Below are 22,383 nucleotides of genomic sequence, written 5' to 3'. Positions count from 1 at the left end.
GAAAAACCAAGGCATCTATTGTGAAGAAATTGCTCCCCACCTCGACCGCCGGCAGCCTGCCCAAGCCCTCCTGGCTTGCAGAACCGGAGAAGCTCTGGTCGCCCTGGAAATTGCAGGACGAGGGCCTGGCCGAGGGCAAGCAAGACGCTCTGCGTCTGTCTCTGCAGGAACAGCAGCACGCGGGCATCGATATCGTCAGCGATGGCGAACAAACGCGTCAACACTTCGTGACCACGTTTATCGAGCACCTGGAAGGCGTCGATTTCGAGAACCGCAAGACCGTCAGAATCCGCGATCGCTACGATGCAAGCGTACCGACGGTCGTGGGCGCCGTGGCGCGCCGCAAGCCGGTGTTCGTCGACGACGCCATATTCTTGCGCCAGCAGACCAGGCAGCCGATCAAATGGGCCTTGCCGGGCCCGATGACGATGATCGACACACTGTATGACGCCCACTATCGAAGCCGCGAAAAGCTGGCCTGGGAATTCGCCAAGATTCTCAATCAGGAAGCCAAGGAACTGGAGGCCGCCGGCGTCGACATCATCCAGTTTGACGAGCCTGCATTCAATGTGTTCTTCGACGAAGTGAATGACTGGGGCGTTGCCACGCTGGAACGCGCCATCGAAGGCCTCAAGTGCGAAACCGCGGTCCACATCTGCTACGGCTATGGCATCAAGGCCAATACGGATTGGAAGAAGACGCTGGGATCCGAGTGGCGGCAGTACGAAGAGGCCTTCCCAAAGCTGCAGAAGTCCAGCATCGATATCGTCTCGCTGGAATGCCAGAACTCCCGCGTTCCGATGGATCTGATCGAGCTCATCCGGGGCAAGAAGGTCATGGTGGGCGCCATCGACGTGGCCACCAACACCATTGAAACCCCGGAGGAAGTTGCCGACACGCTGCGCAAGGCACTTCAGTTCGTGGATGCCGACAAGCTCTACCCTTGCACGAACTGCGGCATGGCTCCCCTGTCTCGTGCTGTCGCCAGAGGCAAGCTGAGCACGCTGAGCGCCGGCGCGGAAATCGTCCGCAAGGAACTCTCGAACTGATTCAAAGGCGGGAAATGGTCGTCGCGAGCTGCCCGCGACGACCACGCACGCGCAATAGACCTCAATATGTCACTTTCCAGCACTGCGATCGAGCCGTTGCGCTTTCGCGAAGTTCTCGGGCACTACGCGTCCGGCATTACTGTCATCACGACGCAGTTCGATGACGAGCCGATAGGCTTCACCTGCCAGTCGTTCCACAGCGTGTCGATGAGTCCGCCGCTGGTGTCGTTCAACGTGATGTCCAGCTCAGGCAGCTATCCCAAGATCCGCCGCGCGGGTCGCTTCGCAGTCAATATCCTGTCGGACGAACAAGTCAGGATTTCCAACCAGTTCGCTCGGCGAGGCACGGACAAATGGCATGAAGTCCAATGGCGGGAGTCGCCGCTAGGCAATCCGATCATTGCCGGCAGCCTGCACTGGCTCGATTGCGAAATCTATGCCGAACACGCCGCAGGCGATCATCTGATCGTGATCGGTGAAGTGAAGGCGTTGAACCTGCAAGAAGCTGCCGCTACGCAGCCATTGCTGTACTACAAAGGCCAGTATCGCAACATCGCCGAGCATTGCGAGGCTTGACGGTTCAATCAGGGCGTCACCTGATAGCCGCGTTGCTGCATACAGCTGGCATAGGTGGAAGCAGCGGCCGCATTGGCCTGCGACTGGGCGGCCCGGTCCTGCCGGCGTTCCTGCCGTTGCCGCGAACCGCCTACCACCGCCCCGGCCACCGCGGCGTCTTTCGCCTGGTTCTGCCGGTATTGCTGCTTGACGTCGTCGTCCAGGCGGTCATAGACCTCCTCATGCTGCCGGCCGCGCGCGCCGGCCACCGCCGCACCCGCCGCCGCCCCGGCAGCCGCGCCGCGCACGCGCCCGCCGGATCGGGGACTTTCCGGCGTGGCGCTGGCCCCATTGCCGGCCAGCGCCTGGCACGCGGCGCTGTCTTGCTGGGTGGTTGCGGGAGACTGCCCTTTGAGCGGCGTCACCGTCTGGGCCGTGGCGCCCAGGCAGAACAGGGCGAGCAAGGGAACTGCGCAATACATGGACGTTTTCATGAAAAACTCCATTGAATCGAGAACCCGGATGATTGGAGTTTAGCTTGATGGCGGGTGATGGGTTACGCGCGTTGGAGGGTTGGGTTCTTGTCCGTGTGTTGCCGCGCTGCACCCATCCTACGACGCCCCGGCGGAGCCGTCTGGATGGTATCTACACTCAACTCCGACCCGCCACCTGCGCATACCGCCCCGCGATCCCGCCCGCCGCCTGGCGCATCCGCTCCACCACCATCCCGAACCTCTCCACCGCCAGCCGTTCGGCCATCGCCGTCACCGTAATCGCTCCCAATGCTTCCTGTTTCCCCGACAGGATGGGCACCGCCACCGCGCTGGTGCCCGGCATCAGCCCTGCCGGCGCATGCGCCAGCCCTTCTTTCCGGGCCTTTTCCACCCGCGCGATCACATCGTCCACGCGTTCGCCCAACACCTCCAGGCGCGCGGCATTGCTGCGCACCAGGCTGACGCTCTCGTCGGCGTCCAGACTCGCCAGCAGCGCCACGCCCGACACGCCCACTCCAAGCGGGCGTCTCACCCCCACTTCGATGGACAACACCTGTATCGGATGCCGCCCGGTCCGCCTGCCTATGCATATCGAGTCGTGTCCGTGGCGGATACTGAGAAACACTGTATCCCCGACCTGCTCCGCCAGTTCCGACAGATATGGGTCGGCCAGCGTCAATAGCGGAAAGCGCCGCGTGCGCGCCAGCCCCAGCAGGGTGACTTCCTGTCCGATCAGATACCGGCGCGTTTCCGGGTCCTGTTCGACCGCCTCCTCCTGCACCAGGGTCTTGAGCAGCCGATGCACGGTCGGACGGTTCAGGCCGGACATGCGTTCCAGGTCCACCAGGCGCACGCCCCGTTCCTGGCCGCACGCAATCAGCCGCAGCAGCGCCAAGGCGCGGCGCACGGTCTGGGCGCCGGAGGCGTTCTTGTCCTCGGCGTCGCTCATGCGGCCTCCGGCTTCATGACGGATTTGGGGGTTTGCGCGATGCCGCGCTTGGTGACGATGGGGCCAAGCGATGCATAGTTGGGGCCGCCGATGCGGCAGATCGGCCGCAGCAACCGGGTATCGATCTTGCCGTCCTGCATCAAGCCGTCGCGGATGTGGAACATGACGACTTCGCCCACGAAGAATTCGGCGCCGGTGGCTCCGAAGGGCGTGACGCTGTGCAGCCGGCATTCCAGGCTGATGGGCGCGGCGGCCAGGCGGGGCGTCGGGATGGCGGCGCCGGGAAGCACCTGCAGGCCCAGCAGTTCGGCTTCGCTGACTTCGGCCGGATGTTCCTGGGCGCTTTCATGGAGCGGATCGAGGAGCGTCTCGTCGGCGATGTTCACGACGAAGTGGCCGTTGGCCATGATGTTGCAGCCGGTGTCTTTGCGCTGCCCGGCCTTTCTGCCGATGTTGACGCCGATCATGGGCGGCTGGTTGGAAACGAAGGTGTAGCAGCTGAAGGGAGCCAGGTTGACGCCGCCGTTGGCGTTGACGCTGCTGATCCAGGCGATGGGCCGCGGAACGACGATGCCGCTCATCAGGCGGTAGGTCTGTTCGGGGTTCAGGTCGGTTGCGGGGAAATGCATGCTGTCTCGCTCCGTAGTCCGGATATTGAACATCAGAATTTGGACTCTTTCATGCGCATACAGTGCGCCTAGCCTTATTTTCCGGCGTAGACCGCACAAGCCGGAACATGCCTGCGGAAGCTCTATCTCAAATTAGTCCAATATTCGGAACTTTTCTTCAAATTGGCGTTGTCCGGCATGGCGGGAATTCCTAGAGTGTCATCAAACAAGCAAAACGCGATGACACGCACAGGAGACTGACCATGAACCGCAACGCGCTGCGCGCCTGCGCCACTGTGGCGCTGACCGTCCTTACCTCGATGGCCCATGCCGCCTGGCCCGACAAGCCCGTGAAGATCGTCGTGCCCTACCCGCCCGGCGGCAATGTGGACGTGGCGGCGCGGCTAATTGCGCCGGGGCTGCAGGAGGCGCTGGGCCAGCCCTTCATCGTCGAAAACAAGTCCGGCGCGGGCGGCATGATCGCCGGAGAACAGGTGGCCCGCTCGGCCCCGGACGGGTACACGCTGTTCATGGCCGCGAATGGTCCGCTGCTGTTTTCGCCGCTGATTTTCAAGCGCGACGCATACAGGTGGGATCGGGATTTTGCGCCTATCAGTTCGGTTTCGTTCACGCCGCTGGTGCTGCAGGTGCGGCCCGAGTTGAAGGTGAGGAACCTGGGAGAGCTGTTGGCGCTGGCGAAGAAGGAGCCGGGCAAGCTGAACATGGCGTCGCCGGGCGCCGGCACGACCAACCATCTGGTGAGTGAGCTGCTGCAGTCGCTGACCGGCGCGCGCTGGACGACGGCGCAATACAAGGGGAACGCGCCCGCCACGACGGACCTGCTGGGCGGCCAGGTGGATTTCAATTTCGATCAGATTTCGGTGGCGCTGCCTTACGTGAAGGACGGGCGGCTGCGGGCGCTGGCGGTCACGACCGCCGAGCGCGTGCCGTCGATGCCCGACGTTCCCACGTTCGCGGAAGCCGGCGTGCAGGGCATGGAGGCGTCCACTTTCACCGGGCTGCTGGCGCCGAAGGGCACGCCACCCGAGGTCCTGGACAAGTTGAGCGCGGCGCTGGGCAAGATTCTGGCGCAGCCGGCAATCATCCAGCGTTTCGACGAGCTGGGCGCGCAGGCGCGCGGCAGTTCGCCCGAGGAATTCACGCGTTACCTGGCCGCGGAAGACGCGCGCTGGACGCCGATCATCAAGCGCGCCGGCATTACGGCGAATTGAATCCGGACGCGCCCGCGACGCGGCGCGCCTTTCCCTTACCTTCCCGATACGGAATCCGCCATGAGCAGACGCAGCATCTATGCCGAAGGCTTCAGCCACAAGAATCCCATTCCCGCCGCCTGCCGGATCGGCCCCATGCTGTATTCCGGCAGCATCCAGGGCACCGACCCGGCGACGGGCGCTTACGGCGCATCGCTGGAACGCCAGTGCGAACTGATGTTCGATCACGTGCGCCGCATCGTGGAAGCAGGCGGGGGCACACTGGGCCACATCGCCAAGATGACAGTGTGGATGCGCGACCGCAGCCAGCGCGCGGCGCTGAACGCGGCGTGGCTGCAGGCGTTTCCGGATGCGCAGGATCGCCCGGCGCGCCACACCATGCAGGCGGATCTGGATGGCGACAAACTCATCGAGTGCGATTTCGTCGCGGTGATCGGATAAGGGAACCGGCGATGACGCAATACCAACACTTCCATACCCATCCGACCGCGCCGGCGTATCGCTTGCCGCCGGGTTCGTGCGACAGCCAGTTTCATGTATTCGGGCCGGCGGACCGCTATCCGGTGCGTCCGGGCGCGGCGTATGAAATGCCTGACGCAACGATCGAGACGGCGCTGGGCCTGCACCGGCTGCTCGGCATCGAGCGCGGCGTGATCGTGCAGGCCACCACATATGGCGCCGACCATCAGGTCGTGCTGGACGGTCTCGCCGCGGCCGGCCCGTCGTACCGCGGCTGCGCGAATGCCGTGGTGCTGGCCGAGCGCGATGACGCGTACATCCAGAAGCTGCACGACGCGGGCGTGCGCGGCGCGCGCTTCACGCGCCAGGGGCTGGGCATCAGCATGGCGCCGGCCGTGTTCGACCGCGCCATCGCGCGCATCCGCGAGCTGGGCTGGTACGCCAAGTTCCAGCCGGAGCCCGACGGCATGATGGCGCAGATGGAGCAGTTCGAAGCGCTGGACATCCCGGTGCTGCTGGACCACATGGGCCGCGCCGATCCGGGCGCGGGCGCGGCCGATCCCACGCGGCGCAGCCTGGAATCGCTGCTGGCCCGCGGCAATTTCTGGGTGATGCTGTCCTTGACGGAGAAGCTGTCGCGCACGGGAGAGCCCTGGGACGACGTGATTCCGCTGGCCCAGGCGCTGATCGCCGCGAACCCCGATCGCGTGATCTGGGGCAGCGACTGGCCGCATCCGGTGTCGGTCAAGGCGACGCCGGACGAGGGCAGGCTGCTGGACCAGTTGGCGCGCTACGCAGGCGATGACGCCACGCTCAGGAAGATTCTGGTCGACAACCCCGCGCGCCTTTTTGGATTCGACGAATGAAACTGCTCAGCTTCACCCATGAAGGCCGCGCGCGCTTTGGCGCCCTGCGCGGCCAGGACGAGATTGTTGCGCTCGATGGCCAGGGCCACGACAGCCTGCGCGCCGCGCTGGAAGCAGGCGCCCTGCCCGCCCTGGCGCGCCTGGCCGGCTCGCTGCCGGTCACGCACCGGCTGAGTCAGGTGCGCCTGCTGCCGCCGGTTCCCGCGCCCGAGAAGATCATCTGCGTGGGCGTGAACTACGGCAAACGCAACGAGGAATACCAGGACGGCAGCGCGCCGCCCGCCTATCCCAGCGTGTTCCCGCGCTTTCCGGGCTCTTTCGTGGGGCACGGCGAGCCCTTGCTGCGCCCGCCGGAGTCCGGGCAGCTCGACTACGAGGGCGAAATCGCTATCGTCATCGGCAAGACCGGCCGGCGCATCGCCGCGCAAGACGCCTGGAGTCACATCGCCGGCCTGACCTGCCTGAACGAAGGCACGGTGCGCGACTGGGTCAGGCACGGCAAATTCAACGTGACCCAGGGCAAGAACTTCGACGCCAGCGGTTCGATGGGTCCATGGATGGTGACGGCCGACGAGTTCGACCCCGCCGCACCGCTGACGGTGCGCACGCGCGTCAACGGCGAGCTGCGCCAGCAGGACTCCACCGACAACCTGATGTTCCCCTTCGCCGAACTGATCCGCTATATCTCCATCTGGACCACGCTCAAGCCGGGCGACGTCATCTCCACCGGCACCCCTATCGGCGCCGGCGTGCGCTTCACGCCGCCGCGCTTCCTGAAGCCGGGCGACGTGGTCGAGGTGGAAGTGGCCGGCATCGGCATCCTGTCCAACCCTGTGGCTGACGAGTCGGCCGCGCCCGCGCAAGGAACCCGCCATGCTCAATGAAGACGACCGCATCCGCGCCGCCAGCCTCCTGTTGGAGGCGGAACGCAGCGGCGTACCCACCACGCAACTCGACCAGGTTTTTCCAGGCATCGAGATCGCCGACGCCTATGCGATCCAGAAGCGCATCATCGACCAGAAACTCGCCGCGGGGGCCAGGTTGCGCGGCCACAAGATCGGCCTGACTTCCAAGGCGATGCAAAGCACGGTCGGCATCGACGAGCCGGACTACGGGCATTTGCTGGACACGATGTTCTATCAGGACGGCGAGACCATTCCCACCGCCGGGCTGATCGTGCCCCGCGTGGAGGTGGAACTGGCTTTCGTGCTGGGCAAGCCGCTGCAGGGTCCCGACGTGAGCCTGTTCGACGTGCTGGACGCCACCGACTATGTGGTGCCGGCGCTGGAACTGATAGACGGACGCAGCAAGTATCCGCGCCGCATCGTCGACAACATCGCCGACAACGCCGCCTGCGCCGGCATCGTGCTGGGCGGCCGGCCCGTGCGGCCGCTGGATATCGACCTGCGATGGGTGGGCGCCCTGCTCCTGAAAAACGGCGTGATCGAGGAATCGGGCGTGTCCGCCGCCGTGCTGGGACACCCGGCGCTGGGCATCGCCTGGCTGGCCAACAAGCTGGCCCAGCACGATACCGGCCTGGCCGCCGGCCAGATCGTGCTGGCCGGGTCGTTCACCCGCACGGTTGCGGTCAAGAGCGGCGACACGCTGCATGCCGACTACGGCAAGCTGGGCAGCATCTCGGTCCATTTTTCCTAGGACGCCGCATGGAACTTCCCGTCAATCCTTTCAAGCGCGCGCTGCGCGAACAACGCCACCAGACCGGCCTGTGGGTCACGCTCGGGCATCCGAACAGCACCGAGCTGGTTGCCGCCAGCGGCTTCGACTGGCTGCTGCTCGATACCGAACACACGCCGGCGCTGCTGCCAACGGTAATGGCCCAATTGCAGGCCGCGGCCGCCTATCGCAGCCATCCCGTCGTGCGGCCGTCGTGGAACGACAAGGTCCAGATCAAGCAATACCTGGACATCGGCGCGCAGACCCTGCTGCTGCCCTATGTGCAGAACGCGGCCGAAGCCGAGAGCGCGGTGGCCGGCATGCGCTACGCGCCGCGCGGCGTGCGGGGCGTCAGCGGCACCATGCGCGCCACGCGTTATGGCCGGGTGCCCGACTATATGCGCCGCTGCGAGGACGAGCTGTGCCTCCTGGTGCAGGCGGAGACCGGCGAGGCGCTGGAGTACCTGGACGCCATTATCGCGGTGGACGGCGTGGACGGCGTCTTCATCGGGCCGGCGGACCTGGCCGCCAGCCTGGGCTATCCCGGAGAACCGCAGCATCCGAAGGTGGTCGCCGAGGTCGAACGCGCCATCGGGCGGGTACGCGCGGCCGGCAAGGCGCCCGGCGTGCTGACGCCGGACGAGACGCTGGCGCGGCGGTACATGGCCGCGGGAAGTTTATACACGGCGGTGGGCGTGGATGCGGCGATCCTGGCGCGGCACTGCGACCAGCTCGCGGCGCGGTTCGCTGCCGCCCCTGGCTAGCACACCTGCCCTCACTTCACCGCCGCATTCCCGCCGTCCGCGAACAAGGCGGAACCCGTGACGAAACTCGCCATGGAACTCGCCAGAAACAAGGCGGCCGAAGCGATCTCCTCGGGACGGGCGATCCGCTTCATCGCGTGCAGTCCCGCCGCCCATTCCTTCTGCGCGCTGTCGCCCGCCATCGCCGTGTCCACGCCGCCGGGCAGGAGCGCGTTGGCCCTGATGCCCTTGTCGCCATAGTCAGCGGCGATGCCTTTGACCAGTCCCATCAGCCCCGCTTTGGCGGCCGCATAGGCCGCCATGCCGGGCAGTCCCACGCTGGTGCCGACAAAGCTGGACGTGAAAATGATCGCTCCGCCCTTGCGCTCGAGCATGGCGGGGACCTGATGCGCGCTGCCCAGAAACGCCGAATGCAGGTTCGCCGCTATCGTCGTTTGCCAGTCGGCAAAGGCAATGTCGGCCAGCGGCGCTATGGGTCCGGTGGCGCCGGCGTTGTTGAACGCGATATCCAGGCCGCCGAATTCCGCGACCGCCGCTGAGATCAAGCGTCTGTGGGTCTCGGGCCGGCAGGCGTCGCCGGCGACCACGCTCGACTTTCCGCCCTGGCCGCGAATGCGCGCGGCCACCTCCTCCAACGCCGATTCACCCCTGGCGTTCAAGACGACGGCGGCGCCCTGCGCGCTGAACAAGAGCGCGGCGGCGCGCCCGATTCCCGACGATGCGCCCGTGATGATGGCGACTTTATCCTGCAGCAACCCCATGGCGGCGCTCCGATATGAATGGTGTATCTTCATTGTCCGGAGCGTTGGCCGAGACGGATATCCGGTTCTTGCGGCCCGTTCGACGCTCTCCTGCAAGCCGCCCGCGAAAACCCCATGCGCAACCGCCCCGATCCATTCGCCCCGCCGAAACGGCGACAGCCCGCACGCCAGAACTCGCTCCTCTGGATTCTCGAACCCCTGGAGCGCGACGCCAATTACGCCCACCGCAAGATGTTCGGCTGCGACGCGGCCTACCTGGATGAGGCGCTGTACCTGGTGGCCGCGGACCGCGACGATCCGTGGAGCGGCATTCTGGTGTGCACGTCGAAAGAACGGCACGCGGCGCTGATGGCCGAGCTGCCAGCCCTGCAGCCGCATCCCGTGCTGGGCAAGTGGCTGTACCTGCCGCAGAAGGACGAGTCTTTCGAGGCGATCGCGCAGAAGCTGGTCGGGCTTGCGCTGGCGCGCGACCCGCGGCTGGGGGTGATACCCAAGCCGCGATCGCGGCGGCGCAGCGCCTGGCGTAACGAGGAATAAAGGCAGCAGGTCTCTACAGATGGCGGTGGCTGCAAACCATGGGCTGCCCGGCAAGCGCCTCCATCAGCCCCGCCAGCCCGCGCGCGCTGCCGTCATCCAGGCCTTCGGTGCGGATCAGGCGAAAGCCCATCGCCAGGCTGTATTGCCAGTCCAGTTCCAGGATTCGGTAGTCGCGGCCATCCTGCGAGCAATGCCATTGCGCGGCCGGGTCTTCGTAGGCGGCGCCGATGAAGTCGACATGCGAGTCGAACGGCGGCATGGATTCCAGCAGTTCGTCGGACCCCGGCAGGCTGGGCTCGGAAAGGTTTTCGCCGACCGCCACGTGCGGCGCGGGGCCGTCATAAGCCAGCAGCATCAGCGGAAAATGCCTGGGGTCGGCGTCATAGGCGGCGCGCGTGTCGGCGTTGAGGTACGGCCGCGCCGCCGGGCCCAGGCAGTATTGCGGGCTGTTCCAATCGCTGCCCTCGTTGTCCAGATACAGGTCGCCCGGCACGATACCGCGCTGGGATAGCAGCGCCAGCGCCTCTTCCATGGTGTCGTTATGGCGTATGGGCAGGTCCGCCGGCAGGTGTCCCGCCTGCACGTACATCGCGATCACGTCGCCCGTCGTGCGCAGGCCGTCCCGGTGCTGGTACGACCCTTCGTTCAGGCCGGCCAGGCCGAAGCTCAGGTTCAGCAATGCGCGATACGGGATGCGGTCGCCGCGCGGTTCGAGCACGTATCCCCCTTCCAGCAGCCTGGCTTCCAGCGCGCGCCAGTCCGGCGGCGGCAAATGCATATCGCGTGGGCAAAGAAACTGGTGGTGTTCGGACATGGACGACTCGTTCGTTCGAGGTTCGGGCGCGCCTTTTTAACATGGCGACGAGGACCTCGTCGGAACCGGGTGTCAATCCACCTTGGCGCCCGACCGTTCAACCAACGGCACCCATTTGGCGATATCCGCCTGGATGAACGCCGCCAGCCCGCTGGGCGGACCGTCGTGGAAGATCTCATAGCCCAGCGCCTGCAGGCGCCGACGCTGTTCGTCGCCATCCATGACCTTGCGCGCGGCCGCGTTGATTCTGGCGACGACGTCGGGCGGGGTGCCGGCGGGCGCCATCAGGCCCAGGTCCACCGTGATGACGTAACCCGGCACGCCCTCCTCCATCATGGTGGGCACGTCCGGCAGCAGCGGCGATCGGGCTTGTCCGGTGACGGCCAGCGCGCGCAGCTTGCCTTCCTTGACCAGGCCGGACACGCTGGGGGTGTTGTAGAAGGCGAACGCGACTTCGTGCGCCATGACGGCGGCCACGCCCTGCGGCGCGCCGCGATAGGGAATGTGAGCGGCCTGGGCGCCGGTGATGGACAGCAGCAGTTCGGCCGACAGGTGGTGCGTGGTGCCGTTACCGCCGGAGGAATACATCAGCTTGCCCGGCTGGGCCTTCAAGGCGGCGACCAGTTCGCGCACCGAGCGGTACGGGCTGTCGGCCGGCACGATGAGGACGTTGGAACTGCCCGCCAGGTAGGCCACCGGGACGAAGTCCCTGGTGGGGTCGTAGGACAGTTTGGAGAACAGGCCCAGGTTGATGGCCCAGGTGTTGTTCGACCCCAGGACCAGCGTGTAGCCGTCGGGGGCCGATTTGGCCACATAGTTCATGGCGATCTGGCCGCCGCCGCCGGGCCGGTTCTCGACCACCACGGTCTGGCCCAGCAACTGGCTCAAGCCGGGCTGGACCGCGCGCGCCAGAATGTCGGCGGTGCTGCCGGCCGCCAGCGGCACGACCAGGGTGATGGGACGGTCGGGAAACGGCGCGGCGCCGGCCGGCATGGCGCCGAACCCCGCAAAGGCCAGGAGGGCCGCCAGTAGTGCTTTCATGATGCCTCCGCGGTGGTGCTTGCTGTGGAAACCATGCGGCATTGCATGATGCGAAGCAGCGTATCCGAGGCGGCCCGCCCGCAGAATAGGCGGGGTGCTATAGCGTCATGCCATCATGGCATGGCGGCTTCACGGCGCAGCCGCTGCGATACCGAGCGGACCACGGCGACGAAGGCCTGGGCGGCGGGAGACAGCGGGTAGTTGGCCTGGCGCGCGATCGAGATCGGCCATTCCAGGCTGGGGTTGCGCAGCGCGATGCTTTTGAGGCCGGCCGGCATCTGTCCGTGCGCGATCTGCGGCAGCATGGCCACGCCCATGCCGGCCTGGATCAGGCCTATCGCCGTGGACAGCAGCACGACGCGCTGTTCCACCCTTGGGTAGATGTCGGCGGCGATGAGCCGCCGGCTGATGCTGAGCCACGGCGGGGCTTCCGGATTGAGCTGGATGCACGGCAGTTCGGCCAGCACCTTGGCGTCGACCTCCTCGAAGCGGGCCAGCGGATGGTCGGCGCGCACGAAGAGCGCGACGCCGCGGTCCAGCAGCGGTTCGACCATGATGCGGGAGTCGTCGTCCGGCATGACGGCGCCCAGGCCGACGTCGGCCTCGTGCGAGAGCAGCCGGGTCCGGATCTGCTGCACCATGCAGTCGACCACGATCAGGTCGAGCTGGGGGTGGCGCTGGTGGAATTCCATGAGCACGTGCGGCAGCAGGGTGGCGGCGGTGACGTGGCCGACCGCGACCATGACCTTGCCCAGCTTCAGTTCGGAATGTTCGCGGCTTTCCTGGATGGCGCTGTCGATGGCCAGGATGGCGCGCCGCGCCACGTCCGCCATGGCCTGGCCGTCGCGCGTGAGCGAGACCTCGCGGCCGCGCACGACCAGCGGCTGGCCGACCTCGGCTTCGAGCCGGCGGATCAGGTGGCTGACCGAGGGCTGCGACAGCCCCAGGCGTTCGCCGGCTGCAGTGAAGCTGGCGGTTTCGCCTATCGCGACGAGTGCGCGCAGCTGGCGCAGCGAGACGGATTCGACCGGATCGGACATGCTATGACGTCATGATGGAATAGTTTCCATACTATAGCTACATGCCCGAGCGCTCCCTAAGATGGGATTTCCCTAACCTGCGCACGGAACCGCAATGCCGCACTCCTCCTACGCCGCCGACCGCATGGGATCGGCCGTCGTCGAACCGTCGGGCCGCTTCGAAGCGGGCAGCCTGGCCTCGTTCACGCTGACCTATACCGCCGGCTATTTCGGCATCGACGACACCGGGTCGATCAAGATCGTGCACCGCTTCGCCAGCGACATGGGCAAGCCGCAGTTCGACCGGCCCGACGGCTGGAACTACACCACCGTGGAGGCTTCGAACGGCGCGGTGCTGCAGGTGGAGTACGACGGCAAGCGCAACATCCGGCCCTGGGACAAGACGCTGTTCATCCGGGTGGTGCGCGGCTATCTGGAGGAAGGCGACCGCATCGTGGTGCGTTTCGGCGACACGCGGCAGGGCTCGCCCGGCATGCGGGTGCAGACCTTCAGCGAACCGACCTTCGAGTTCAAGGTGCTGGTGGACGCCTTCGCCACCTACAACTACGTGGAGCTGGAGAACTCCCCCACCATCGCCGTGGTGGCCGGCCCGCCGGTGGCGTACAAGGCGATCCTGCCGAGCCAGGCGGCGGCCGGCGAGCCGTTCAGCCTCGGTTTCAAGGGCGAGGACAAATGGGGCAACCCCAGCGACCGCGTTTCGGGCGAGTTCACGCTGCGCAGCAGCCTGCCGTTGCAGGGCCTGCCCGCCTCGTTCTCGATGCGCGAGGGCCAGCATGCACTGCGGCTCGAAGGGCTGATGGCGCAGGCCCCCGGAGAACTGCGCATCGAGGTGCTGCGCGACGGGGTGCCGGTGGCGCACAGCACGCCGTGCCGGATCGTGCCGGCCGGCGACGGCAGGTGCGGTCATTACTGGGCCGATCTGCACGGACAGTCCGAGGAAACCATAGGCACGAATTCGGCGGAAGAACTGATCCTGTTCGCGCGCGACCGCGCGTTTCTGGACGTCATGAGCCACCAGGGCAACGACTTCCAGATCACCACGCCGTTCTGGGAACACCTGAACGCGCTGACGGCCAAGTACAACCAGGACGGCGCGTTCATCATCTTTCCCGGCTACGAATGGTCGGGCAACACCGGCCTGGGCGGCGACCGCAACGTGCTGTATTTGCAGGAGGGCCGCCCCATCCACCGCTCCTCGCACGCGCTGATCGACGATCTGTCGGATCTGGCGCTGGACGCCAACGACGCTGACGCGCTGTTCGATGCGCTCAAGGACGAGGACGTGGTGGTGTTCGCCCATATTGGCGGGCGCTACGCCGACATCACGCGCTCGCACGACGCGCGACTGGAACGCTCGATCGAGATCCATTCGGACTGGGGCACTTTCGAGTGGCTGCTGGAGGATGCGTTCCGGCTGGGCTACCGCGTGGGCATCCTGGCCAACAGCGACGGGCACAAGGGCCGGCATGGCGCCAGCCACCCCGGCGCGTCCCTGTTCGGCGCGTACGGCGGCCTGAGCTGCCTGATCGCCGACGGGCTGACCCGCCAATCCATCGCCGAATGCCTGCGCCAGCGCCGCCATTACGCCACCACCGGCTGCCGCGCCTATCTGGACGTGCAGGCGCATTTCGAACGGCCGGCGCTGCGCTATTCCGACGATCCCAAGCTGGGCGCGCCGGTGACGCTGGAGCCCGTCACGCAAGCCGACATGGGCGCCATCCTGTCCTGCGACGGCGACGCGCTGGAGTTTTCCTTCGAAGTGCTGACCCACGGCCCCATCGAACGCGTGGAGGTCCGCAACCGCATGGACGTGGTGCAGACGCTCACGCCTTACGACGAGGCCGCGCTGGGCAGCCGCATCCGCATCGTGTGGGAAGGATCGGAGTACCGCGGCCGCGGCCGGCAGACGGTGTGGGACGGCAGCGCCACGCTGGAAGGCAACGCCTTCGTGGATCCGCAGCCGATCAATTTCTGGAACCTGGACAAGACGCTGGAGCAGCCGCGGCCCGACATGCTGAGCTGGCGCTCGCTGACCACCGGCGGCTTCAGCGGCATCGACGTGCGGCTGCGCGATCCGCAGGCCGGCGTGCTGAAGATCGACACGCCGGTCGTGCAGACCGAGATCGCCGTCGACCGGATCGGCCTGGAGCCGGTGGTGGTGGAGAACGGCGGCATCCGGCGCCGGCTGCAGGTCTATCGCCTGCCCGACGAAAATCCGGCGCGGCGCATGCAGGGGCGCGTTCGCGTGCCGCTGCACACGGGCCCCGACAATGCGGTGTACCTGCGCATCACCACCGAAGACGGGTTTTTCATTTACTCCAGCCCGATCTATGTGGAGCGCGTCTCGAACGTATCGGGAACGCGCGAAAAATAGCAATATCCGCCCGTCAGGCTTTTCTTTGCGGCGAAACTGCCGTAAATACCCCACATCCTTTTAAGACGACAGGAGTTGGGGCATGGCAGAGAAAGGGGTAATCCATGACATGGCAGTGGGCGTTTCGGCGGTGGTGCTGGCGGGCCCCGTCGCACTATCGCTACTAGGCTATGGGGCCGCCCTCGCAATCCAGTCCTGCTTCGATATCCCTGCCAAACTGACCTACAACTCACCATTGGACCTCCTGCATCTATCCAGCTATGCGCTGAGCGGCTGGATCGAGATGCTGGAATTGGCGCGCGAAACCGAGAGATTTCGCGGGTTGGTCTACGTTGCGATCGGCATAGGACTGGCCGTGGCATTCGTGACCATCGGAATTCGCACACCCAAAGTGCGCCAACAGGCATGCACGACAGGGACTGCCGCTGGCCGCGCGCTAACGAAATTACCTTGCGCCGCAGCGTTGCGTGCGGCACTGCAATGGTTGCGCAGGCAGGCGCTAAGTTTTTCCCTGCTCGCGATGTGCGCGGCCATACCATGGCTCTTGGTTGCGCTAGTCGGCGCGGCGATCGCCGTTTTCGTCATTATTCCCAGTGCTGGCTACGAGGGCGCGATGCGGCATTTCAATACCTGGGTTATCTCCGCTGAACATTGCTCGCCGATACTAAGCCGCAGTGAAAGACTGAACCCGTTCAACATTCACCCATTCGGACAGGAATTCAAGGCGAAAACCACGCCCTGCCTGTCTATCTGGAAAGACGGCACACTGCTTGCCGAAGGCCGCCATGTCACCTCTACCGACAGCACGGTGATCCTGTTCGACCCGGTAAGCGGAAACGTGGTGATCGAACCGACCGAGGGCCGGTCCATCCGAGTGAGCGGCCCCTCGGGCACCGTCTTGGCAGATCAGCTGCGAACCCCGCTCACCGACGATTGACTACGCCTGCCACGCCGCCACCAGCCGGTTTCCGCCCGCCTCCTTGGCGCTGTACAGCGCCCGGTCGGCGGCGGCCAGGGCTTCGGCCAGCGGCGGCGCGGCCCGTTCGTAGCGGGCCAGGCCGATGCTGACCGTGGCCGGCATGGCGATGCCGTCGGCCTGGGCCGCGATGGCGGCGGCGAAGCGTTGCGCGATGGATTCGCCCAGCGTCTGGGCGCGGCCGGCGGCGTCGCCGGCCAGCAGCGCGGCGAATTCCTCGCCGCCGATGCGGGCGAGGATGGCGTCGAGGCCCAGCACGGCGCGCGCCGTTTCCGCGAAGGCCTGCAGCACCTGGTCGCCTTTCTGGTGGCCGTGGCGGTCGTTGATGGCCTTGAAGCGGTCGAGGTCGAACGCCAGCACGGCCAGCGGCGCGCGGGCTCCGGCGTCCTGCAGCAGGCGCGCGCCCTGCTCGAAGAACCAGCGGCGGTTGCCCAGCCGGGTCAGGTAGTCGGTCTGCGATTCGCGCAGGAGCTGGCCGTGGGTTTCCTCGCGCACCAGCTTGAGCAGGGTCATGGGCAGGAGGATCGAATACAGCACGCCCTCATACATGGTGAGCGTGCTGGCGGTCAGGTGTATGCCGGGGCCGTGTCCGGCCACCCACCACGGCAGCAGGCAGGCGCGCGCGGCGTAGATCAGCGCGTGCACGCCGGTCACCGCCGCGGCGATGCGCAAGGGCGTGTAGGCCTTCAGCTCGTCGCAGCGCAGCAGCTGCCAGGCCGTCATGCCGCTGACCAGCGCGATGGGAAATGCGCTGACGTATTTCCAGACGAGGTCCTCGCCCCGCTCGCCGGCCGCCGCCCATATCAGCGCCATGACGATGAGCAGCGCGAAGGAGGCGGCGCGGTAGCGCCTGCCGCGCAGCGAGGCCGCGCCGTTCATGACCAGCAGATAGCCGCTGAGCACGATGAGGTTGGCCGCGGCCGAGCCCAGCCCGCCCGGCACGCGGCTACGGAACAGCGCGGCGGTGCAGCCCAGTGCCAGCGTCGCGAAGCCCGCCGCCAGGATGCGCAGCGAGCGGCTGCGCCGGGGATGCGTGCGATGCTCCCAGAACGTCAGGCCGGCCGTGGCCAGCAGGGTTCCGATGATGATGAAGTAAAGGGTGAGGAGATCGACGTACATCGGAGACGTTGGGTATGGCGCGGCTTTTTGCGCGGCAGGCCGAAATTCTACAAGGGCCGGCTTACGGCCGGGTCGCGGGCGCGCGCTCATCTACAATCGCAGGCCATGCCGGTCGTAGGCGCGGCCGGGCGGTAGCTCACAGGTAGTAATGACGCGCGCGAAGAAAGCCCCTCCCAGGAAGAAACGTTCCACCAGCAGGTCCACGGCCCGTTCCAGCGGCCGATTCCCAAAGTTCCTGAAAGCGCTGCTGTTCTCGTCGCTGGCGAGTTTCGGCGCGGCCACTTATGTGCTGAATCCGCAGTGGCGGATTCCGGCGCCGGTGCAGGAGGCGCTGAACCGGCTGGGCTGGCCAGCCTTGCCGCACGAGCGGACGGCAAGGCCGCAGGAACGGGCGGCGCCCACGGCCGCGCCGACCGGCGCGCCGGCCCAGACCATGTTCGCCGAGTGCCGGCAGTTCTTTCCGCATTCGCGCCCGCCGGAAGTGCCGGGCAGCCAGAAGCTGCGCGAGATCTGTTTTTCGGCCTTCGCCATCCTGCACGACGGCCAGACCAAGACGCCGGTGTTCGTGGCCGAGCGCCTGAACCGCCGGATGCTGACGCAGGCCCAGGGCCTGCAGCGCACCGACAGGTTCTACGCCGAGGCGCGGCTGCCGCGCGCCGAGCGGGCCGAGCTGGACGACTACCGCGGCTCGGGCTATTCGCGCGGGCACATGGCGCCGGCCGGCGACATGTCCACGCCCGAGGCCATGGCGCAGAGCTTTTCGCTGGCGAACATGGTGCCGCAGAACCAGATCCATAACGGCGGCGCCTGGAGCGCCATCGAGCAGGACACCCGCAAGTACGTGATGCGCGCCGCCGGCGACGTGTACGTGTTCACGGGGCCGGTATACGGCGAACGGCCGCAGACCATCGGTTCGGGCGTGGCGGTGCCCAGCTACCTGTACAAGGTGGTGTACGACGCCACGTCGGGCCGCTCCTGGGTGCACTGGCAGGCCAACGCCGCCGGCACCCGCGCGGGGCCGCCGATCAGCTACGAGGAGTTCGTGCGGCGCACGGGGCTGAAGCTGCTGCCGGCCGGCGGCTGAGGCGCGCGGCCGGATTCAGCCGTTCATCTGGTACAGCTGTATCAGGTTGCCGCAGGTGTCGGAAAAGATGGCGATGGCGACCATGCCGGCCGGAGTCGGGTCGACGGTGAAGGCCACGCCTTTTTCCTTCAGGCGCCGCACGTCTTCCTGCAGATCCGCGCTTTCGAAGGCGGTGACGGGAATGCCGTCGTTCCTCAGCGCGGTCTGGTAGGCGTTGGCCGCCGGATGGCTGTTGGGCTCCAGCACCAGTTCCAGATCGCCGGGGCCGTCGGGCGAGACCACCGTGATCCAGCGCGCCGCGCCCATCGGGATGTCGTTTTTCTTCTGGAAGCCCAGCACTTCGGTGTAGAAGCGCAGCGCTTTGTCCTGGTCGTCGACGAAGATGCTGTTGAGCTTGATTCTCATGGGGTGGCTCCCGTGGTTCGCGCAGACGCGCCCTCAGCCGCGCCAGGCGGCCTCGATGGCGGCGATGTCGATCTTGCGCATGGTCATCATGGCCTCGAAGGCGCGCTTGGCCGCCGCCGGGTCGGGGTCGGCGATGGCCTCCATCAGCACCCGCGGCGTGATCTGCCAGGACAGGCCCCACTTGTCGCGGCACCAGCCGCATTCGCTCTCCTGCCCGCCGTTGCCGACGATGGCGTCCCACAGCCGGTCGGTCTCGGCCTGGTCCTCGGTGGCGATCTGGAATGAAAAGGCTTCGCTGTGCTTGAAGGCCGGCCCGCCATTCAGGCCCAGGCAGGGAATGCCGATGACGGTGAATTCCACCGTCAGCACGTCGCCCTGCTTGCCCGAGGGATAGTCGCCCGGCGCGCGCAGCACCCGCTGCACGGCGCTGTCGGGGAAGGTCTGGGCGTAGAACTGCGCGGCTTCCAGCGCGTCGCGGTCGTACCAAAGGCAAATCGTGTTCTTGCTGGCCATGGCGGCTCTCCTGACGAAGTCCCGGTAGGTGCAGCATAGCCGCGATGCCGGTCCGGCAAGCGTTACCAAGCTTTGGAAAATGTTGTGGGCGCAATGCCGCCACATTTGTTACTCCCGGCGTCGGACCCGCGGTGCCACACTGTTCCCACGGACATCCAACCCAGGAGGAACCCGCTCATGACAGCCCCTACCGACAACGCCAGCCCCGCCGCCGCATCCCCCATGCGCACGCCCCCGGTGGTTTCGCCGCAGGAATGGGAGGCCGCGCGCCAGCGGCTGCTGGTGAAGGAAAAAGCCCACACCCGCGCCCGCGACGCGCTGGCCGCCGAGCGCCGCCGCATGCCTTGGACGGAGGTGGACGCCAATTACGCCTTCGACGGCCCGCACGGCCGGCTCAGCCTGTCCGACTTGTTCGACGGACGCCGCCAACTGATCGTCTACCGCGCCTTCTTCGAGCCCGGCGTCTACGGCTGGCCGGAACACGCGTGCCGCGGCTGCTCCATGGTGGCCGACCAGGTGGCGCACCTGGCGCATCTCAACGCCCGCGACACGACCCTGGTCTTCGTTTCGCGGGCGCCGCAGGAAGACATCGCGCGGCTCAAGGCCAGGATGGACTGGAAGATGCCGTGGTTCACGCTCACCGACGGCTTCGACAAGGATTTCGGCGTGCACGAATGGCACGGCACGAACGTGTTCTTCCGCGACGGCGACCGCATCTTCCACACGTATTTCCTGAACAACCGCGGCGACGAACAGATGGGCGGCACCTGGAACTACCTGGACATCACGCCGCTGGGCCGCCAGGAGACCTGGGAGGATTCGCCCGAGGGATACCCGCAGACCCCGACGTACAAGTGGTGGAACTGGCACGACAGCTATGTCCAGGGCGCGGCGCCCGACCGGAAGTGGGTGGAAATATCGGACGCGGGCGAGGCGGCATTCCGCAACAAGAACAAGTGAGTCTCCGTCTAGGGGTATTCCCGACTCCGTATTGTGGCAAAAGTAAAATTTCCCTATTATTTTTTCAATGAGAGTGAAAAACAGACCAGAGTTTCATGAAATCCGATAAGCCCGAAGACAGCCCGAACGCCGCCGACGAACACGACAAGGCCCTGGGCGAACGCCTGCGCGCGGCGCGCCTGCAGCAAGGCCTGAAACTGAAGGACGTGGCGGAACGGGCCGACATGTCGATCGCGCTGATCAGCCAGGTCGAACGCGGCCTCAGTTCGCCGTCCATGCGCAGCCTGCGGGCGATCTGCCACGCCCTGGGCATCGACGGGGCCAGCCTGCTGGCCCCGGCCCCCAGCGGCCCGGTCAGCGACGAACAGAACGAATTCACGGTCCGGGTCGCGGCGCGCAAGCCGCTGAAGCTGGGCAACAACGGCGTCACCAAGTACCGCATCACGCCCAGCAGCTGCGCCACCCTCGAAGGGTTCCTGATGGAGCTGGAACCGGGCGCGGCCTCCGACCCCGGCTTCCTGGTGCAGGCCAGCGACAAGATCGGCTACGTGCTCAGCGGCAAGCTCCAGATCTTCGTCGACGACAAATCCTTTTTGCTGGAGGCCGGCGACAGCTATGGCTTTTCCGGCAGCCACCCCTATCGGTGGCAAAACGGCTGGGACCAGAAAACCGTTTTCCTGGTCGTCAACAGCAACCATTTCTACGTCTGACCCCCTCCCCATTGCTCCACCGCATTCCAGCCCATACCGACAAATAAAAGGCCGCGACGCGGCCATCCAAGGGATAACACCGCAATGAACTCGTCTTCAGCATCGATCGGCGCGCGCCCGGCGCGCGTTCCCGCGCGCAAAGGCAAGCTGCGCGACATCGTGGCCGCCAACATCGGCGCCTTTTTCGAGTGGTACGACCTGCTGGTCTACGCGCTGTTCGCGCTGCCGATTTCGCGGCTGTTCTTCCCTTCCGACGACCCGCAGACCGCCCTGCTGTTCAGCTTCCTGACCTTCGCGAGTTCCTACCTGATCCGCCCGGTGGGCGCCGTCCTGCTGGGCATCTACGCCGACAAGAAGGGGCGCAAGGCCGCGCTGTCGCTGACCGCCACGCTGATGCTGATCGGCACGGCGCTGATGGCGCTCATTCCCACCTACGCCACCATCGGCGCGCTCGCGCCGGTGGCGCTGGTGGCCGGCCGCCTGCTGCAGGGCTTTTCCGCGGGCGGCGAATTCGGCACCGCGAATTCCTACCTGACCGAACAGAATCCCAGAATCAAGGCGTTCCTGGCCAGCCTGCAGTTCTCCACGACGGGCCTGGCGCTGGTGGTGTCGGCGCTGTTCGCCTACTTCATCAACCACTACCTCACCGAAGCGCAGATCGACAGCTGGGGCTGGCGCCTGCCCTTCGTCTTCGGCTGCCTGATCGGCCCCGTCGCCCTCTACATCCGTTTCAAGATCGATGAAACGCCCGAATTCGACGGCGAGCAGGCGCAACGCGCCGCCCCGCTGCGCGAGACCTTCCGCCTGCACAAGCGCTACCTGCTGCTGGGCGCGCTGATCGTGGCCGCCGGCAACGTCGCCAGCTATCTCAACATCTACATGCCGACCTTCGCCATCAACAACCTGGGCATTTCCAAGGACGATGCGTTCGTGGCCTCGATCTGCAGCGGCCTGGTGTGCACCTTCCTGCCCATGCTGGGCGGGCTGGCCGCCGACCGCTACGGCGCGGTCAAGACCATGGCCGCCGCCCTGGTGCTGGGGCTGATCATCATCGTGCCCACCTTCAGGATGCTGACCGGCGCGCCTTCGTTCGGCTCGCTGGTGCTGTTCCAGTGCCTAATGTCGCTGGTGTTCTACAGCTTCTATTTCGCGCCGGTCGGCTCGCTCCTGGCGCAGCTGTTCCCGACCTCCTGCCGCACCACCGGCGTATCCATCGCGTACGTCGCGTCGCAGACCTTCTTCGGCGGCGTCACTCCCGTGGTGGTGGGCTTTTTGGTGACGCGCACCGGCACGATCATGTCGCCCGCCTACTACCTGATCGCGATCGGCCTGGTGGCCATCGTCGCGCTGGCCAGCGTGCGCGCCAAGGTCCGCTGAACTCCCGCCAACCTCTTACAGG

At 66.3% G+C, this 22,383-nt stretch carries 25 protein-coding genes; 15 read left to right on the top strand and 10 right to left on the bottom strand.

Annotated elements, in window-relative coordinates; genetic code table 11:
- The first annotated feature begins 20 nt into the window (after positions 1-20).
- Positions 21-1,049, top strand: coding sequence for a methionine synthase (locus tag AC1IQ6_RS11745; protein ID WP_485866368.1), 1,029 nt, complete (start codon positions 21-23; stop codon positions 1,047-1,049).
- A gap of 66 nt (positions 1,050-1,115) precedes the next feature.
- Positions 1,116-1,625, top strand: a complete 510-nt coding sequence (locus AC1IQ6_RS11740; protein WP_111824875.1) for a flavin reductase family protein — start codon at positions 1,116-1,118, stop codon at positions 1,623-1,625.
- 8 nt (positions 1,626-1,633) lie between these two features.
- On the opposite strand, the gene AC1IQ6_RS11735 is transcribed toward AC1IQ6_RS11740, so the two are convergent.
- The 3 genes from AC1IQ6_RS11735 to AC1IQ6_RS11725 all read right to left on the bottom strand — a co-directional run bounded on the left by AC1IQ6_RS11735 (position 1,634) and on the right by AC1IQ6_RS11725 (position 3,676).
- A complete protein-coding gene (locus tag AC1IQ6_RS11735) occupies positions 1,634-2,098 on the bottom strand; it encodes a YMGG-like glycine zipper-containing protein (RefSeq protein ID WP_111824874.1) in 465 nt (154 codons plus the stop codon).
- Between the two features lie 157 nt (positions 2,099-2,255).
- Positions 2,256-3,047, bottom strand: a complete 792-nt coding sequence (locus AC1IQ6_RS11730; protein ID WP_209165966.1) for an IclR family transcriptional regulator — start codon at positions 3,045-3,047, stop codon at positions 2,256-2,258.
- On the bottom strand, positions 3,044-3,676 hold the full coding sequence (locus AC1IQ6_RS11725) for a flavin reductase family protein (protein WP_111824872.1): 633 nt from the start codon (positions 3,674-3,676) through the stop codon (positions 3,044-3,046). Before AC1IQ6_RS11725 ends, AC1IQ6_RS11730 begins: the two co-directional genes overlap by 4 nt.
- 242 nt (positions 3,677-3,918) lie before the next feature.
- On the opposite strand from AC1IQ6_RS11725, the gene AC1IQ6_RS11720 reads away from it, so the two are divergent.
- The 6 genes from AC1IQ6_RS11720 to AC1IQ6_RS11695 are packed head-to-tail and all read left to right on the top strand — an operon-like array spanning position 3,919 to position 8,650.
- Positions 3,919-4,887 (top strand): Bug family tripartite tricarboxylate transporter substrate binding protein, encoded by a 969-nt coding sequence (locus tag AC1IQ6_RS11720; RefSeq protein ID WP_485866367.1) that lies wholly within the window; start codon positions 3,919-3,921, stop codon positions 4,885-4,887.
- A gap of 60 nt (positions 4,888-4,947) precedes the next feature.
- Positions 4,948-5,328 carry a RidA family protein gene (locus AC1IQ6_RS11715; protein ID WP_102771996.1) on the top strand — a complete coding sequence of 127 codons (381 nt, stop codon included), beginning with the start codon at positions 4,948-4,950 and terminating at the stop codon, positions 5,326-5,328.
- 11 nt (positions 5,329-5,339) lie between these two features.
- Entirely contained in the window at positions 5,340-6,212 is an 873-nt protein-coding gene (locus tag AC1IQ6_RS11710; protein WP_102771997.1) for an amidohydrolase family protein, read from the top strand.
- The gene (locus AC1IQ6_RS11705; protein ID WP_111824869.1) at positions 6,209-7,096 is read left to right on the top strand and encodes a fumarylacetoacetate hydrolase family protein; all 888 of its coding nucleotides are present in this window, start codon (positions 6,209-6,211) and stop codon (positions 7,094-7,096) included. Before AC1IQ6_RS11710 ends, AC1IQ6_RS11705 begins: the two co-directional genes overlap by 4 nt.
- Positions 7,086-7,868 carry a 2-oxo-hept-4-ene-1,7-dioate hydratase gene (hpaH, locus tag AC1IQ6_RS11700; RefSeq protein ID WP_111824868.1) on the top strand — a complete coding sequence of 261 codons (783 nt, stop codon included), beginning with the start codon at positions 7,086-7,088 and terminating at the stop codon, positions 7,866-7,868. The genes AC1IQ6_RS11705 and hpaH overlap by 11 nt, the downstream gene beginning before the upstream one ends.
- Positions 7,869-7,876: 8 nt before the next feature.
- Positions 7,877-8,650 carry an aldolase/citrate lyase family protein gene (locus AC1IQ6_RS11695; RefSeq protein WP_485866366.1) on the top strand — a complete coding sequence of 258 codons (774 nt, stop codon included), beginning with the start codon at positions 7,877-7,879 and terminating at the stop codon, positions 8,648-8,650.
- Between the two features lie 11 nt (positions 8,651-8,661).
- On the opposite strand, the gene AC1IQ6_RS11690 is transcribed toward AC1IQ6_RS11695, so the two are convergent.
- Positions 8,662-9,411, bottom strand: a complete 750-nt coding sequence (locus AC1IQ6_RS11690) for an SDR family oxidoreductase (protein WP_485866365.1) — start codon at positions 9,409-9,411, stop codon at positions 8,662-8,664.
- A 114-nt stretch (positions 9,412-9,525) separates the two neighbouring features.
- Between AC1IQ6_RS11690 and AC1IQ6_RS11685 the strand changes: the two genes are divergently transcribed.
- Positions 9,526-9,948, top strand: a complete 423-nt coding sequence (locus tag AC1IQ6_RS11685; protein WP_485866364.1) for a hypothetical protein — start codon at positions 9,526-9,528, stop codon at positions 9,946-9,948.
- Positions 9,949-9,961: 13 nt separating this feature from the next.
- Here the strand turns inward: AC1IQ6_RS11685 and AC1IQ6_RS11680 are convergent, their stop codons facing one another.
- From AC1IQ6_RS11680 to AC1IQ6_RS11670, 3 genes are all read right to left on the bottom strand, one after another.
- The gene (locus tag AC1IQ6_RS11680; RefSeq protein ID WP_485866363.1) at positions 9,962-10,762 is read right to left on the bottom strand and encodes a hypothetical protein; all 801 of its coding nucleotides are present in this window, start codon (positions 10,760-10,762) and stop codon (positions 9,962-9,964) included.
- A 72-nt stretch (positions 10,763-10,834) separates the two neighbouring features.
- Complete coding sequence (locus tag AC1IQ6_RS11675) at positions 10,835-11,803, bottom strand: Bug family tripartite tricarboxylate transporter substrate binding protein (RefSeq protein WP_485866362.1); 969 nt, start codon at positions 11,801-11,803, stop codon at positions 10,835-10,837.
- A gap of 113 nt (positions 11,804-11,916) precedes the next feature.
- Positions 11,917-12,843, bottom strand: coding sequence for a LysR family transcriptional regulator (locus AC1IQ6_RS11670; protein WP_485866361.1), 927 nt, complete (start codon positions 12,841-12,843; stop codon positions 11,917-11,919).
- Positions 12,844-12,937: 94 nt separating this feature from the next.
- Between AC1IQ6_RS11670 and AC1IQ6_RS11665 the strand changes: the two genes are divergently transcribed.
- Both AC1IQ6_RS11665 and AC1IQ6_RS11660 read left to right on the top strand, forming a co-directional pair.
- Positions 12,938-15,217, top strand: a complete 2,280-nt coding sequence (locus AC1IQ6_RS11665; RefSeq protein ID WP_485866360.1) for a CehA/McbA family metallohydrolase domain-containing protein — start codon at positions 12,938-12,940, stop codon at positions 15,215-15,217.
- Between the two features lie 82 nt (positions 15,218-15,299).
- Positions 15,300-16,154, top strand: a complete 855-nt coding sequence (locus AC1IQ6_RS11660) for a hypothetical protein (protein WP_485866359.1) — start codon at positions 15,300-15,302, stop codon at positions 16,152-16,154.
- Here the strand turns inward: AC1IQ6_RS11660 and AC1IQ6_RS11655 are convergent, their stop codons facing one another.
- Complete coding sequence (locus AC1IQ6_RS11655) at positions 16,155-17,312, bottom strand: GGDEF domain-containing protein (protein WP_485866358.1); 1,158 nt, start codon at positions 17,310-17,312, stop codon at positions 16,155-16,157. It abuts the gene before it with no gap.
- A 148-nt stretch (positions 17,313-17,460) separates the two neighbouring features.
- Between AC1IQ6_RS11655 and AC1IQ6_RS11650 the strand changes: the two genes are divergently transcribed.
- A complete protein-coding gene (locus AC1IQ6_RS11650; RefSeq protein ID WP_485866357.1) occupies positions 17,461-18,396 on the top strand; it encodes a DNA/RNA non-specific endonuclease in 936 nt (311 codons plus the stop codon).
- Between the two features lie 15 nt (positions 18,397-18,411).
- Here AC1IQ6_RS11650 and AC1IQ6_RS11645 read toward each other — a convergent pair whose 3' ends face one another.
- Entirely contained in the window at positions 18,412-18,801 is a 390-nt protein-coding gene (locus AC1IQ6_RS11645) for a VOC family protein (RefSeq protein ID WP_102772009.1), read from the bottom strand.
- Between the two features lie 33 nt (positions 18,802-18,834).
- Entirely contained in the window at positions 18,835-19,314 is a 480-nt protein-coding gene (locus tag AC1IQ6_RS11640; RefSeq protein WP_102772010.1) for a VOC family protein, read from the bottom strand.
- Positions 19,315-19,491: 177 nt separating this feature from the next.
- Here AC1IQ6_RS11640 and AC1IQ6_RS11635 point away from each other — a divergent pair, with 177 nt between their 5' ends.
- From AC1IQ6_RS11635 to AC1IQ6_RS11625, 3 genes are all read left to right on the top strand, one after another.
- The gene (locus AC1IQ6_RS11635) at positions 19,492-20,274 is read left to right on the top strand and encodes a DUF899 domain-containing protein (protein WP_485866356.1); all 783 of its coding nucleotides are present in this window, start codon (positions 19,492-19,494) and stop codon (positions 20,272-20,274) included.
- A 95-nt stretch (positions 20,275-20,369) separates the two neighbouring features.
- Positions 20,370-20,984, top strand: coding sequence for a helix-turn-helix domain-containing protein (locus AC1IQ6_RS11630; RefSeq protein WP_102772012.1), 615 nt, complete (start codon positions 20,370-20,372; stop codon positions 20,982-20,984).
- 84 nt (positions 20,985-21,068) lie between these two features.
- Positions 21,069-22,361 (top strand): MFS transporter, encoded by a 1,293-nt coding sequence (locus AC1IQ6_RS11625; protein WP_111824858.1) that lies wholly within the window; start codon positions 21,069-21,071, stop codon positions 22,359-22,361.
- Positions 22,362-22,383: the final 22 nt, after the last annotated feature.

The sequence above is a fragment of the Achromobacter sp. MUI-25009338 genome (assembly GCF_057359325.1).
The sequence above is the reverse complement of the archived record's forward strand: the minus strand, read 5'-3'. Positions and strand labels throughout refer to the sequence as shown.